The sequence below is a fragment of the Zavarzinia compransoris genome, from assembly GCF_003173055.1.
Classification (GTDB): Bacteria; Pseudomonadota; Alphaproteobacteria; order Zavarziniales; family Zavarziniaceae; genus Zavarzinia; species Zavarzinia compransoris.
In genome coordinates this window covers 236,231-249,394 of record NZ_QGLF01000005.1, presented here as the reverse complement: position 1 = coordinate 249,394, position 13,164 = coordinate 236,231, and the positions used below count along the sequence as shown (strand labels likewise).

The 13,164-nt window shown below is 71.5% G+C and carries 11 protein-coding genes; 5 read left to right on the top strand and 6 right to left on the bottom strand.

All coding sequences use genetic code 11. The features are described 5' to 3' along the window. Positions 1-9 precede the first annotated feature (9 nt). The 5 genes from DKG75_RS18060 to DKG75_RS18040 all read right to left on the bottom strand — a co-directional run bounded on the left by DKG75_RS18060 (position 10) and on the right by DKG75_RS18040 (position 4,300). Positions 10-414, bottom strand: coding sequence for a DUF3597 domain-containing protein (locus DKG75_RS18060; RefSeq protein ID WP_109922564.1), 405 nt, complete (start codon positions 412-414; stop codon positions 10-12). A gap of 78 nt (positions 415-492) precedes the next feature. Beyond that, positions 493-1,257 (bottom strand): tyrosine-protein phosphatase, encoded by a 765-nt coding sequence (locus DKG75_RS18055; RefSeq protein ID WP_109922563.1) that lies wholly within the window; start codon positions 1,255-1,257, stop codon positions 493-495. After that, positions 1,254-2,492 (bottom strand): acyl-CoA dehydrogenase family protein, encoded by a 1,239-nt coding sequence (locus DKG75_RS18050; RefSeq protein ID WP_109922562.1) that lies wholly within the window; start codon positions 2,490-2,492, stop codon positions 1,254-1,256. Before DKG75_RS18050 ends, DKG75_RS18055 begins: the two co-directional genes overlap by 4 nt. 11 nt (positions 2,493-2,503) lie before the next feature. Further along, positions 2,504-3,241 (bottom strand): SDR family NAD(P)-dependent oxidoreductase, encoded by a 738-nt coding sequence (locus DKG75_RS18045; protein ID WP_109922561.1) that lies wholly within the window; start codon positions 3,239-3,241, stop codon positions 2,504-2,506. 21 nt (positions 3,242-3,262) lie between these two features. Continuing rightward, the gene (locus DKG75_RS18040; RefSeq protein WP_109922560.1) at positions 3,263-4,300 is read right to left on the bottom strand and encodes a phosphotransferase family protein; all 1,038 of its coding nucleotides are present in this window, start codon (positions 4,298-4,300) and stop codon (positions 3,263-3,265) included. Between the two features lie 93 nt (positions 4,301-4,393). Between DKG75_RS18040 and DKG75_RS18035 the strand changes: the two genes are divergently transcribed. Continuing rightward, positions 4,394-5,086 (top strand): TetR/AcrR family transcriptional regulator, encoded by a 693-nt coding sequence (locus tag DKG75_RS18035; RefSeq protein WP_109922559.1) that lies wholly within the window; start codon positions 4,394-4,396, stop codon positions 5,084-5,086. A 6-nt stretch (positions 5,087-5,092) separates the two neighbouring features. On the opposite strand, the gene tsaD is transcribed toward DKG75_RS18035, so the two are convergent. Further along, on the bottom strand, positions 5,093-6,142 hold the full coding sequence (gene tsaD / locus DKG75_RS18030) for a tRNA (adenosine(37)-N6)-threonylcarbamoyltransferase complex transferase subunit TsaD (protein WP_109922558.1): 1,050 nt from the start codon (positions 6,140-6,142) through the stop codon (positions 5,093-5,095). Positions 6,143-6,220: 78 nt separating this feature from the next. Here tsaD and hemC point away from each other — a divergent pair, with 78 nt between their 5' ends. The 4 genes from hemC to DKG75_RS18010 are packed head-to-tail and all read left to right on the top strand — an operon-like array spanning position 6,221 to position 13,163. Beyond that, positions 6,221-7,126 carry a hydroxymethylbilane synthase gene (hemC, locus tag DKG75_RS18025; protein WP_341809828.1) on the top strand — a complete coding sequence of 302 codons (906 nt, stop codon included), beginning with the start codon at positions 6,221-6,223 and terminating at the stop codon, positions 7,124-7,126. Between the two features lie 6 nt (positions 7,127-7,132). Further along, positions 7,133-9,178, top strand: a complete 2,046-nt coding sequence (locus DKG75_RS18020; RefSeq protein ID WP_109922556.1) for a uroporphyrinogen-III synthase — start codon at positions 7,133-7,135, stop codon at positions 9,176-9,178. A 3-nt stretch (positions 9,179-9,181) separates the two neighbouring features. Further along, positions 9,182-10,558 (top strand): heme biosynthesis protein HemY, encoded by a 1,377-nt coding sequence (locus DKG75_RS18015; RefSeq protein WP_109922555.1) that lies wholly within the window; start codon positions 9,182-9,184, stop codon positions 10,556-10,558. A gap of 31 nt (positions 10,559-10,589) precedes the next feature. After that, complete coding sequence (locus DKG75_RS18010) at positions 10,590-13,163, top strand: ABC transporter ATP-binding protein (RefSeq protein ID WP_166646263.1); 2,574 nt, start codon at positions 10,590-10,592, stop codon at positions 13,161-13,163. The last annotated feature ends 1 nt before the right edge of the window (position 13,164 follow it).

Sequence of the window (13,164 nt, the reverse complement as noted above, 5' to 3'; positions counted from 1 at the left end):
CTTTAAGCCTCAGTCCAGGAGATCGGCGGGAACCTTGCCGCCGTTCTCCGCCAGCTTGCGGATCACCACCTTGTGCAGCCAGATGTTCATGGCGGCGGAATCGTCGGTGCTGCCGGTATAGCCCAGTTCCTTGGCCAATTCCTTCCGCGACGACAGGCTGCTGTCCAGCTTCAGCGCCTTCAGCAGGTCGACGATGGAATGCTTCCAGTCGAGCTTCTGGCCGCTGGCGGCCACCGCCTGGTCGAGGATCGCCGCGACATCGACCACCGCCGCGGGCGCGGCCGGGGCAGCCGGGGCCGGTGCCGCCGCCGCTTCAGCGACGGGGGCGGGAGCGGCTTCCGCGGCCGCTTCCGGCGCGGGCGCGGCTTCCGCCTTGCCGAAGATCAGGCTTTTGATCGAATCGAAAACACCCATGTTCTCCTCCTTGGTCGGGCTTTGGACCGGTGAAACCATCGAAGAAGAAGGTTTCCAAACCGTGACGATGGCCCGCCCTCAATCATACAGCCGGGCGGCGAGCCTGTCCCGGACCGCGGGCCCGAGGCCGAGAAGGTCGCGGCAATAGGCATCGACCGTGCCGCAGGCCGCCTCGATCGCATCCAATCCGGCCTCGATATAGGCGGGATCGACGCCGGCGAAGGCGCGCATCACCCCGGGCCCCAGGTCGCCCGGCAGGTTCTGGGCGATCAGCCATCGGCTGCTCGCCGCCTCCAGTTCGGCCAGGGCATCGAGCGAGCGCATGTATTCGGCAATGATATCGGCCCGCGCCACCCCGAGAAGATGCTGGATCAGGGCGACCAGCAGGCCGGTGCGGTCCTTGCCCGCGGTGCAATGGATCAGCGCCGCGCCCTCGGTCTCGGCCAGGGCGGTGATGGCGCGGGCGAAAAGGTCGCGCCGGTCTTCGGAAAAGGGCGCGTGGCGGTAATAGTCGAGCATCATCCGCCGCCCCTCGCCGCCGTCGGCGAGGCCGCTGATCAGCCCGGCCAGATGGGCGGCATCGCCGCCCGCCGCACCTTCGGTCGCCAAGACGCGCCCGGCGAAGGCCGCCGGCAGGCGCGACGGTTCGCGCAGCCGCTCGTGCGGATGGCGGAGGTCGACCAGCAGGCCGAGGTTCAGCCGCCCCAAGTCGTCCACCCCCCGGTCGCTCAAGGCCGACAGGCCGGCGGAGCGGAACAGCCGCCCGCGCGCCAGCCGGCGCCCGCCCGCGGCCGCATAGCCGCCGAAATCCCGGAAATTGGTAAGCCCAGCCACCACCGTCATGATCCCCGTTCCCGTTGCGCCGCCGCAGCATAATCCTCGATCTTCATCTTGCCGAGTTGGGACATATGGACCTCGTCCGGCCCGTCGGCAATGCGCAGGAAGCGGTTCAGGGCGAAGAAGGAAGCGATCGGCGTGTCGTCGCTCACCCCCATGCCGCCATGGGCCTGGATGGCGCGGTCGGCAACCTCCTGCGCCATCCGGGGGGCGACGATCTTGATCGCGGCGATCAGGTCCCGCGCGCCCCTGGCGCCGTAGCGGTCCATCTGGTCCGCCGCCTTCAGGGTCAGAAGCCGGGCCTGTTCGATCTCGCAATAGGAGCGCGCGACATCCTGGCGGATGCTGCTCTGGTCCGCCAGCCGGCGGCCGAAGGCGATGCGCCCGTCGACCCGGCGGGCCATGATCTCCAGCGCCCGCTGGGCCTGGCCGATCGAGCGCATGCAATGATGGATGCGCCCGGGCCCGAGGCGGCCTTGCGCGATCTCGAAGCCCCGCCCCTCGCCGAGGATCAGGTTTTCCGCCGGCACCCGCACGTTTTCGAGCAGCACCTCGGCCTCGCCGCCCGGCGAATTATGGCTGCCGAAGACCGTGAGGTTGCGGGTGATCGTGATCCCCGGCGTGTCGCGCGGCACGATGATGGTGGAATGCTGGCGGTGCCTCGGGGCGGCCGGATCGGTCTTGCCCATGACGACCAGCAGGGTGCAGCGCGGGTCCATGATCCCCGAGATCCACCACTTCAAACCGTTGATGACGTAATCGCCGCCATCCCGCACGATCGAGGTTTCCAGATTGGTCGCATCCGACGAGGCGACCCGCGGCTCCGTCATCAGATAGGCGGAGCGGATCTCGCCGGCGAGCAGGGGCGCCAGCCAGCGCTCCTGCTGTTCGGGCGTGCCGTATTTGGCCAGCACCTCCATGTTGCCGGTATCCGGGGCGGAACAGTTGAAGATTTCCGAGGACCAGGGCACCCGGCCCATGATCTCCGCCAGCGGCGCATAGTCGAGATTGCCGAGGCCGGGGCTGAAGCGCCCGTATTCATGGGGCAGGAACAGGTTCCAGAGGCCCGCCGCCTGCGCCCGCGCCTTCAGGTCCTCCAGCACCGGCCAGGGCCGCCACAGGTTGGCCGGATCATGGGTGAAGGCGTGGCGCTCGGCTTCCACCGGGTAGACGTGCTCGTCCATGAAGGCGGTCAGGCGGGCGATCAGGGCCAGGGTCTTGTCGCTGTGCTCGAAATTCATGGTTGCCTCCGTCAGGACAGGATCAGGCCGCCGTCGACGATCAGGGTCTGGCCGACGACATAGGCGGCGAGCGGCGAGGCCAGGAAAGCCGCCGCCCCCGCCATGTCGGCGGGCGTGCCCATGCGCCCGAGGGGGATGGCAGCCAGCGCCATCTCGCGGCGCTTGGGGTGTTCCGTCGTCACCTTGGTCAGCTTGGTATCGACGAGGCCGGGGGCGATGCCGTTCACCCGGATCCCTTCGGGCGCCAGCGCCTCGCCCAGCGTCCGCGTCAGGGCGACGGCGCCCGCCTTCGAGGCGGCATAGGCCGGATTGCCCCGATTGGCGATGAAACCCGAGACGGACGAGATGATGACCACGCAGCCTTGCGCCTCGCGCAGGTACGGGCGGAATTTCGTGATGCAATGCATCACGCTGTTGAGATTGACCGCGATCACCCGGTCCCAGCCCGCGCGCGCGAATTCGCCCTGCTTGTAGAGAACGGTGCCCTGGCTGAGGACCAGCACATCCAGGCGGGGAAACGGAACGGGGGCCATCTCGAGCGCCGCCGGATCGCCGACATCGACGGCATCATAGCCAAGGCCCGACAGGTCCGAACCCTCGCTGCCGGCGTAATCCGCGGCGGACGGCCTTGTGCCCCAGACATGGACGACAGCGCCCCGGCGGCGGAAATCCCGCGCGATGCCGTTGCCGATGCCGCTGGAACCGCCCACGACCAGGACGTTGCGGCCGGTGAAATCGAGTTCGTTCATCTGTCTCCCTCCCCACGCTGTTCAGGAAATCCAGCCGGCGGCGCGCTCGAACAGCGCGACCGCGGCCGCATGCAGCAGGTCCCCCGTCGCCTTGGGCGCCTTGCCGGCGCCGGCCCTGGCGTTCGTCCCTTCGAGAATGATGCCGAGCTTGTAACAGGCGAGGACCGCATACCAATCGACATGCGACAGGTCGCGGGCACTGAGGGACCGGTAATGTGTCACGAGATCTGTCGCCGCCGGGAACCCGGTCCAGGGCGTGACGCCGAGGCCGGCGACCGCAGTGCCCGCCTCGTCCGGCCAGGTGGCGATCAGCCAGCCGAGGTCGATCAGCGGATCGCCGATCGTGGTCAATTCCCAATCGACGATGGCGGCGAGTTCCGGCCCGCCGTGCTCGAACATGACGTTGGCCAGGTGATAGTCGCCGTGGATGATGCCCGGCGTGAATAGCGGCGGCCGGTGGCGGTCCAGCCAGTCGGCGATGCGCGCCACCCCGGGCAGGGCGGCGGGGCCGGCCCAGCCGGGATATTCGCCATAGGAATCCAGCTGGCCGCGCCAGCGCGCCACCTGGCGTTCCAGATATCCCTCCGGCCGGCCGAAATCGCCGAGGCCGGCGGCATGGTGATCGACCGCGCCCAGGCGGGCGATGCCCTCGACCAGGGACAGGCCCATGCGCCGGCGCAGGGCCGGATCGCCGGCATGCAGGGCGGGCAGGCCGGTGGTGGCGTTGAAGCCCGCGACCGGGGTCATCAGGTAGAAGGCGGCGCCAAGGACGGTTTCGTCCGGGCAGGCGGCGATCAGGCGCGGGTGGGGCACGTCGGTGCCGGCCAGCGCCGCCAGCATGCGCATCTCGCGGCGCATGGTTTCGTTCGAATGGGCACGCAGATGCAGCGGCGGCCGGCGCAGGACATAGAAGGTCCCATCGCGCTCGAAGCGCAGCAGGATATTCTGCGTGCCGCCCGCCAACAGTTGCGCCCCGCCGATCGGCCCCCGGCCCAGGCCCCGGGCGGTCATCCAGGCCGCCAGCGCCGCCAGATCGACCGGTATCTCCCGCTCGGGCATCTCCCCTCCCCTTATTTAAGTCAATTGGATAATTTATTTGAAAGCAGTGAGCCGTTCGGAATAGCCTGTCAAGACGAAGCTGGAGGCACGGCCATGGCGGGATTGACGCCGCGCGATCAGGTGAAAAGGGCGGCGCTGCGCCTGTTCGCGCGCCACGGCGTCGACGGCGTCACCGTGCGCCGGATCGCGGAGGCCTGCGGCCAGAAGAACCATGCCGCCGTCGGCTATTACTTCGGCTCGAAGGATGCGCTGGTGCGCGAACTGGTCACCGACGGCGCCAGGGTGATCGACGAGCGGCGCAACGCGATGCTGGACCGGCTGGAGGCGGGCGGGCGGCGGCCGCGCATCGCCGATATCGCGGCGGCCCTGGTCGAACCCTCCATCGGCCTTGCGGCGGCGGGAGAGGAGGAAGCCTATATCCGCTTCATCCAGATGCTGATGCTGAACCGGCGCGACCTGTTCATGGATGCGCTGGAGGGGCGGTGGAATTCGGGCTATCTCCGCTGCCTGGACCATTTGCGCCGGCTGCTGCCGAAACTGAGCCCCGCGATGCAGAACCAGCGCTTCGTCTTCATCGGCGCCTATCTGGCCGGGGTCCTGGCGCTGCGCGAGGCCGCACTCGGCGACCGCAGCCGGCCGCATCGCCTGTGGGACGCGCCGGAGACCCTGGCCGACATCATCCGCACCCTGACCGCGATCCTGGACGCCCCCGCGGGCGACGGTCCCGGCGCCGAGGCGGAGGCGACGGCCGCCGTCGTCGGCTCGGTCGGCGTGATTCTGTCCTGAAAGCGATCAGGCCTTGGCGCCCGGCGCCGCGGCGGCCGCATCCAGGGGCCAGCGGGCGCGCGGCTTCAGGTCCAGGGGATCGCGCCGGCCGGCGCGGAAATGCTCGATCCCGGCCCAGGCGATCATGGCCGCATTATCGGTGCAGAGACGGATGGGCGGGGCGACGAAGGGCACGCCCGTTGCCGCCGCCAGCGCTTCCAGCCGGGCGCGCAGGTGCTTGTTGGCGGCGACCCCGCCGGCGACCACCAGGGGGCTGCCCGGCGGCATCAGGGCGATGGCGCGGCGCGTCCGGTCCACCATGACGGCGCCGACCACGGCCTGGAAACTGGCGGCGAGATCGGCCTTGTCCTGCTCAGCCAGCGGCTGGGGCAGGGCCGCCGCCGTCTCGCGCACCGCCGTCTTCAGGCCGGAGAAGGAAAAGTCGCAGCCCGGCCGCCCGATCATGGGCCGGGGCAGGGCAAAGCGGGCCGGATCGCCGGCCGCCGCCGCCCGTTCCACCGCCGGCCCGCCGGGATAGCCGAGGCCGAGCAGTTTCGCCGTCTTGTCGAAGGCTTCGCCCACCGCATCGTCGATCGTCGTGCCGAGACGGCGATAGCGCCCCACCCCCTCGACCGCCAGCAACTGGCAATGCCCGCCCGAGACCAGCAGCAGCAGATAGGGAAAGGGCACCTCGGCCACGAGGCGCGGGGTCAGGGCATGGCCTTCCAGGTGATTGACGCCGATCAGCGGCTTGCCCGCGCCGAGGGCCAGGGCCTTGGCCGTGGTCAGGCCGACGATGACGCCGCCTATCAGCCCCGGCCCCGCCGTCGCCGCGATGGCGTCGATCTCGGCCAGGGTCACCCCCGCCTCGTCCAGGGCGCGGCGGATCAGCCCGTCGAGATGGCTGACATGGGCCCGGGCCGCGATCTCGGGCACGACGCCGCCATAGGGGCGGTGATCGTCGAGCTGCGACAGCACGACATTGGACAGGATCCGCCGGTCGCCGGCCACCACGGCAGCCGCCGTCTCGTCGCAGGACGATTCGATTCCGAGCACCAGGGCGGGCGTCTCGGCCATGCCGGGGGGTTTCCTTGTGGGCGAGGTGAATGTTAGATGCGTGCCGTAACATTGGAAGCACGGACCTTGCAAGCAACCTTGAAGATCGGGACCCGGGGCAGCCCCCTTGCCCTTGCCCAGGCGCATATGGTGCGCGACCTGCTGGTCGCGGCCCACCCGGGCCTGCCGGTGCCGGAGATCGCCGTCATCAAGACGACGGGCGACCGCGTCCAGGACCGCACCCTGTCCGAGATCGGCGGCAAGGGCCTGTTCACCAAGGAAATCGAGGACGGCCTGCTGGCGGGCAGCATCGATCTCGCCGTCCATTCCATGAAGGATGTGGCGACGGCGCCGCCGGACGGCCTGACCATCGACTGCTACCTGGAGCGGGAAGACCCGCGCGATGCCCTGATCGGCGCCGCCGGCCTCGACGCCCTGGCCCCGGGGGCCCGGATCGGCACCGCCTCGCTGCGCCGGGGCGCCCAGGTGAAGGCGCGCCGCCCGGATCTCGTGGTCGAGCCCTTGCGCGGCAATGTCGGTACCAGGCTGGCCCGGATCGCCGAGGGCGCCTTCGATGCCACCTTCCTGGCCCTTGCCGGCCTCCGCCGGCTCGGGATGGCGGAGCGGGCCGACGGCATTCTCGAACCCGAGGTGATGCTGCCCGCGATCGCCCAGGGCATCGTCGGCGTCCAGCGCCGCAGTAGCGACGAGACGGCGGCCCGCCTGCTGGCGCCCCTGAACCATGCCGAAAGCGCCCTGGCCGCCGCCTGCGAGCGCAGCTTCCTGGCCGGGCTGGACGGCTCGTGCCGGACGCCGATCGCCGGCCTCGCCCGGCTGGACGGCGCCGGCAGCCTGCATTTCCTGGGCGAGACCCTGGCCCCCGACGGCAGCGCCCGCCTGACCGTCGAACGCCGCGGCGCCGCCGGGGATGCGGCGGCGATCGGCGCCGAGGCCGCCCGCGACCTGCTGGCGCGCGGCGCCCGCGACCTCCTGCGCGGAGCCTGACCGCCCATGCGCCTGCTGATCACCCGAATCGAGGAAGAGGCACGGCGCCTCGCCTGGGCCCTGGAACGCCACGGCCACGACAGCGTGCTGGCGCCCCTGCTGGAAATCCGCTTCCGTGCCGATGCCGCGATCGACACCGTGGGCGCCCAGGCCCTGCTGGTGACCAGCGGCAACGGCATCGCCGGCCTCGCCCGGGCGGTGGAGCGGCGCGACATTCCGCTCTATGCGGTCGGCGATTCGACCGCGCGCCGGGCCCGCGAGGCGGGTTTCGAAACCGTGGTCAGCGCCGAGGGCGATGTCGTCGCCCTGACCGCCCTCGTCGCCCGCGCCCTCGAACCGGCGGCGGGACGGCTGATCCACGCCGGCGGCGCCACCGTGGCGGGCGATCTTGCCGGCGATCTCCGCGCCCGCGGCTTCACGGTCGAGCGGGTCGCGCTTTACGACGCGGTGCCGGTCGACCGCCTGCCGCCGGACGCAGTGGAGGGGCTGCATGCCGGGGCTTTCGACGGCATCCTGTTTTTCTCTCCCCGCACTGCGGCGACCTTTGTTACCCTCGCCTCGGTCCTGTCGCCGAAGATCGATTTCGGCGGCATGACGGCCTACTGCCTGTCGGCGGCGGTGGCATCGGCGCTGGCACCGCTCGGCTTCGGCCGGGTCCGGGTCGCGGCCGAGCCGACCGAAGCCGCCCTGGTAGCCCTGATCGGCGAGGCCGGTGCGGAAGCACCGGCGCAAGCAACGGAGCATGAGATGACCGAGCGTCCCGACCAGCCGGGTTCAGCCCCGGACCAGCGCGACGACCTCGACCAGCGCGACGGGACCGGCCCCGTTGCCGCTCCCGAACCGCCTGCTGCCGAAACCGAGATCCCGGTGCTCGACAAGCCGCTGGAAGACCCGCCGCCCCGGCTCGATTCGCCGGCCTATGCGGTGCCGCCGCCCGCCCGCGGCTCGCGCCGGAGCCTTTGGTACGGCGTTGCCGCCATCGCCCTGATCGGCGCCGGCGCCTTCGTCTGGCACCGCTATGGCGACCGTATCGCCACCACCCTGGCCCCGGCCCCGGCGGCGACCGCCCCTGTTGCCGCCGCCGGCGATGCCCGGCTGGGCGCCCTCGAGGCCGCCGTCGCCGGCCTCGACCGCAAGATCCAGGCCCTGGAAGCCCGGGTCGCCGAACTTCCCGCCACGGCGGACAAGGATGCGCTCGAAGAATTGCGCGGCGAGATCGCCGCTTTGCGCGAACGCCAAGGCGTGCTGGAGGAAAGCCTGGGCGCGGCCGAGGACGCCGCCGCCGAGGAGGAGGCGACCCCGGCCGCCCCCGCACCGGCCCCCGCGCCCGGCCTGATGGCCGATGCCGCCCTCTCGGCCCGCCTGGCCGCGATCGAGGCGAAACTGGCCGCCCCCGCCGCCGACGCCGGCCAGATCGCCGCCCTCGAGCGCGAGATCGCCGCCCTGAAGGCGGCGGCCGGTGCCAATGACGCGCGCATCGCCGCCGAGACCGAGAAATTACGCGCGGTCGGCCGCGGCGTCGCCCTCGTCTACGGCATCGGCCGGCTGCGCGGCGCCCTGGCGGCGGAAGCGCCCTATGCGGCAGCACTCGCCACCGTGCACAGCCATTTCGAAGCCCTGAAGCTCCTGGCCGAGCCGGCGATCGGCAAGGCGCTGGAAACCCTGGCCGCCCGGGCCGACAAGGGCCTGCCGACGCGGGCGGCCCTGGCCACCGCCTTCTCGCCCCTGGCCCGTGCCGCGGTGCAGGCGGCGAATATTCCGGCGGATGCCGATGTCGTCGACCGCCTGCTGGCCGAGGCCGGCAATCTGGTCACCATCCGCCCGGTGGGCGAGGTGGCGGGGGAAGACGCTGCCGCCGTCATCGCCCGGGCCGAGGTCCGGCTGGCCCGCAACGACCTGGCGGGTGCCGTCGCCGAGATCGCCAGGCTCCAGGGCGGGGCGGCCGCGGCGCTTGCCCCCTGGCGCGCCGAAGCGGAGGCGCGGCTGGCCGCCGAAGCGGCGGTCGACCTGCTGGACGGCGAAGTTTCCGCCCGCTTTGCCGAGGCGAACTGAGCCATGCGCGCCGTCCTCAAGATCGCCGCGATTTTCGCCGTCCTTCTCGGCATCGCCGCCGTCGCCGCCTGGCTGGCGGACCGGCCGGGCGCGATCGCCGTCGAATGGCTGGGCTACCGGATCGAAACCTCGGTCGGGGTGCTGCTCGTCGCCCTGGTGCTGCTGGTCGCCGTGCTGGCCGCCCTTGGCCGGCTGATCCTGCTGGTCTCGCGCGGGCCCCGTATCCTTGCCCGCCGGCGCGAACTGAAACGGCGGCGCCAGGGTGAACTGGCGCTGGTGCGCGGCCTCGTCGCGGTCGCCGCCGGCGATGCCCGGGACGCGAAGAAACAGGCCGTCGCGGCCGAAGGCGCGACCGAGGGGTCCCCCCTCGCCCTGCTGCTGGCGGCCCAGGCGGCGCAATTGAACGGCGACATGGCCGCCGCCGAGCGCGCCTATCACCTGATGCTGGAAAACGACGAGACGAAATTCCTGGGCTTGCGCGGGCTGATCGTCATGGCGCGGCGCCGGGGCGACAACGACACGGCGCTGGCCCGCGCCCGGGAAGCCCAGGCGCTGCGCCCCGGCGCGCCCTGGGTGGCGAGCGAGATCTTCGGCCTGCAAGCCGCCCTCGGCGAATGGCGCGCGGCGGAGGAGACCCTGGTCGGCGCCCTTCGCCACAAGCTGATCGACAATGCGGAGGGCAAGCGCCACCGCGCGGTCGTGCTCGTCGGCCAGGCCGATGCCGCGCTGGCCCGGGGCGACACGCGGGAAGCCCTGTCCCTGGCCGAGACCGCCCATACGCTCGCCCCCGGCCTGATCGCGGCGACCACCCGGCTGGCCCGCCTGCTCGCCACCTCCGGCAAATTGCGGAAGGCGGAGCGGCTGATCGAAAACGCCTGGGGCGAGAGCCCGCACCCCGATCTCGCCGACGCCTATGCCGCCATCGCCCCCGAGGCGAGCGAGGAGGAAAAGGCGAAGCGCCTGCAAACCCTGGCCGCCATCAATCCCGGGGCGCGGGAAAGCCGGCTCCTGGCCGCGGAACAATCGCTCAACCTCCGCCAATGGGCGGTGGCGCGGGAAGCGCTGATGGTCCTCGTCACCAACAACGAGGCGACGCGGCGGACCTTCGACCTGCTGGCCGAACTGGAACGGCGCGAGAAGGGCGACGAGCGCCGCGCCGCCGAATGGCACGAAAAGGCGAATTCGGGCGAGGGCGAGCCGCGCTGGTTCTGCGATGCCTGCGGCCATACCCCCGCCGCCTGGGCGCCCCATTGCCCGGCCTGCCATTCCTTCGACAGCCTGCATTGGCGCGCCCCCGGCGCCATCACCGAAATCCTGCCGCCGCCGACCGCGCCGGCCGACGGCACCCTGCCCGCCGCGCCGGTGGTCCGGGCCGGCTGATCCCCCTCTCCCCGGTCAAGGGCGTTCAGGCGTGCAGCCGACCTTCGCGCGTTTCCTGTGGCGGCATACGGCGCGCAGCCAGTTCGCCCTGCTCGGCATCGCCTTCGCCTCCTTTCCCTTCCTCTGGCTCTATTACGAGATGCCGAAGGAAATCGTCGCCCTGATCGGCGGCGGCATGACCGGGGGCTTCCGCGTGTTCGGCCTTGCCCTGCCCGCCGGCCTGTCCCTGACGACCGAGGGCATGCTGGCCGGACAATGCGCGCTCCTCCTCCTGCTCGTGCTGATCAACCAGCGCTTCCGGCTTGCCATCAACCGGCTGCGCTGCCTGACGGCGGAGCGGGCGCTGCGCCGCATCCGCTTCGAGATCCTGTCCCTGGTGCTGCGCTTCCCGCTGCATGCCTTCCGCCAGCGGACCGCGGGCGAGACGATGGCGACCATGGGCGGCGAATTGGACGCCCTCAGCATGCATGTCGGCGATGCGGTGGCGGTGCCGGCCTATCAGGGTGGCACGCTGGTCGTGATCCTGACCTTCCTGTTCCTGCAGGATCCCCTGATGGCGCTGGGCGCGATGCTGCTCTATCCCGCCTCGATGCTGATCGTGCCGCGCCTGCAGCGGCGGGTGAATGCGCTGTCGCGCCGGCGCGGCATCCTGATGCGCGGCTTCGGCGAGCGGATCGACGAGACTTTCCGCCTGATCACCGATATTCACGCCAACGGCCAGGTGCGCTGGACCCGGGCCTGGATCGGCGCCCGCCTGGGCGAGATCTTCGCCATCCGCCTGTCGATCCACGGCGAGAAATTCGCCATCAAGACGGTGAACACCCTGGTCCAGCAGGCCGGGCCGATCCTGTTCTACGCCCTTGGCGGCATCCTGGTGCTGGAGGGCCGGCTCGGCATCGGCACCCTGGTCGCGGTGCTGGCCGCGCATAAGGACATGGCGGCGCCCTGGCGCGAATTGCTCGACTGGTATCAGGCGCGGGAAGACGCGGAGGTCAAATACGACACCACCCTGCGCCTGTTCAACCGCCCGGACCTGCGCCCGGCCCCGGGCGCCGAGACCGAGATCCCGTCCCTGCGCGGCTCCTCGATCACGGTCGAGGACCTGACCGTCCGCGACGAGGGCGAGGCCATCCTCCTCGACCGGGTGTTCCTGACCGTCGCCGCCGGGCGGCTGACCGCCATCGCCGGGCCGACCGGCAGCGGGCGGGAAGTCCTGGCCCAGGCGCTCGCCGGCCTGATCGAGCCGGCGGGCGGCCATATCGCCGTCGGCGGCCACCGGGTCGCCGACCTGTCGATGCAGGCGGCGGGCCGGCATCTCGCCTATGTCGGGCCGGGCTCGGGGCTTCATGCCGGCTCGATCCGCTCCAACCTCGTGTTCGGGCTGCGCCGGGCACCGCCCGCCGGCGCCCCGACCCCGGCGCAGGACGAGGCGGCCCGGGCCGGCAACCCGGCCGATGCGGCGGATGCGGACTGGATCGATTACGCCGCCGCCGGGGTCGCCGACCGGGCCGGCCTCGATACCCGCATGATCGCCCTACTGGCCCGCCTCGGCTTCGACGATTCCCTGCTCCGCCTCGGCCTGCAATCAAGCCTGACCGCGAGCCAGGAGCCGGCCCTGGCCGCCGGCCTGATCGCCGCCCGGGCGGCGCTGGCCGAACGGCTGGCGGCCGGCGGCGACGAGGCCCTGATCGCCCGCTTCGATCCCGAGCGCTACAACGACCATGCGACCTTGGCGGAAAACCTGCTGTTCGGCCTGCCGCGCGACGGTACCCTGGTGCCGGAGCGGTTGGCCGACCATCCCTTCATCCAGGATTTCCTGGCCCGGGCCGGGCTTCTGGACCGGCTGCTGGAGGCCGGGCGGCGCATCGCCGGCGTGATGGTCGAACTTTTCGCCGATCTCGATCCCGGGCATGAGATGGTGCGGCGCTTCGCCCTGGTCAGTGCCCAGGAACTGCGCCGCCTGAAGGTGATCGCCGGCCTCGGCCCGGTGCCGCCGGCCAAGGGCGACCGGCAATTGCTGCTGAACCTGCCGTTCCGGGTGGTGGCCGCCCGCCACCGGCTGAATGCCATCGACGACGGCCTGAAGGCGGCGGTGGTCGCCGCCCGCCAGCCGCTGGCCGCCGCCCTGCCCCCGGCCCTGGCCGCCGGCATCTCCCGTTTCGAGCCGGCGGCGATCAACCCCGCCGCCTCGATCCTGGACAATGTGCTCTATGGCCGGATCGCCCTCGACCGGGCGGGGGCATCGACGCGGGTGCCGCAATTGGCCGCCCAGGTGCTGGAGGACCTGGACCTCGGGCCGGCGATCCGCCGCCTCGGCCTTGCCTTCGATGTCGGCATCGGCGGGGCGCGCCTTGCCCCCGGCGAGCGCCAGCGCCTGATCCTGGCCCGCACCCTGCTGCGCGGGCCGGATGTGATCGTGCTGGACGACGTGCTCGGCACGTTGGACAGTGCGTGCCGGTCCAGCGTGATGGATATCCTGCGCGAGGAAGCCGCCGCCGGTGCCTGTGTCGTCGCCACCGTCGGTGATGCAGGCCACGCGCAGGGCTTCGATCGTGTGGTAACTATGGAGCGCGGCCGGGTGATGCGGCCGGAAGAGGAATTGTGAC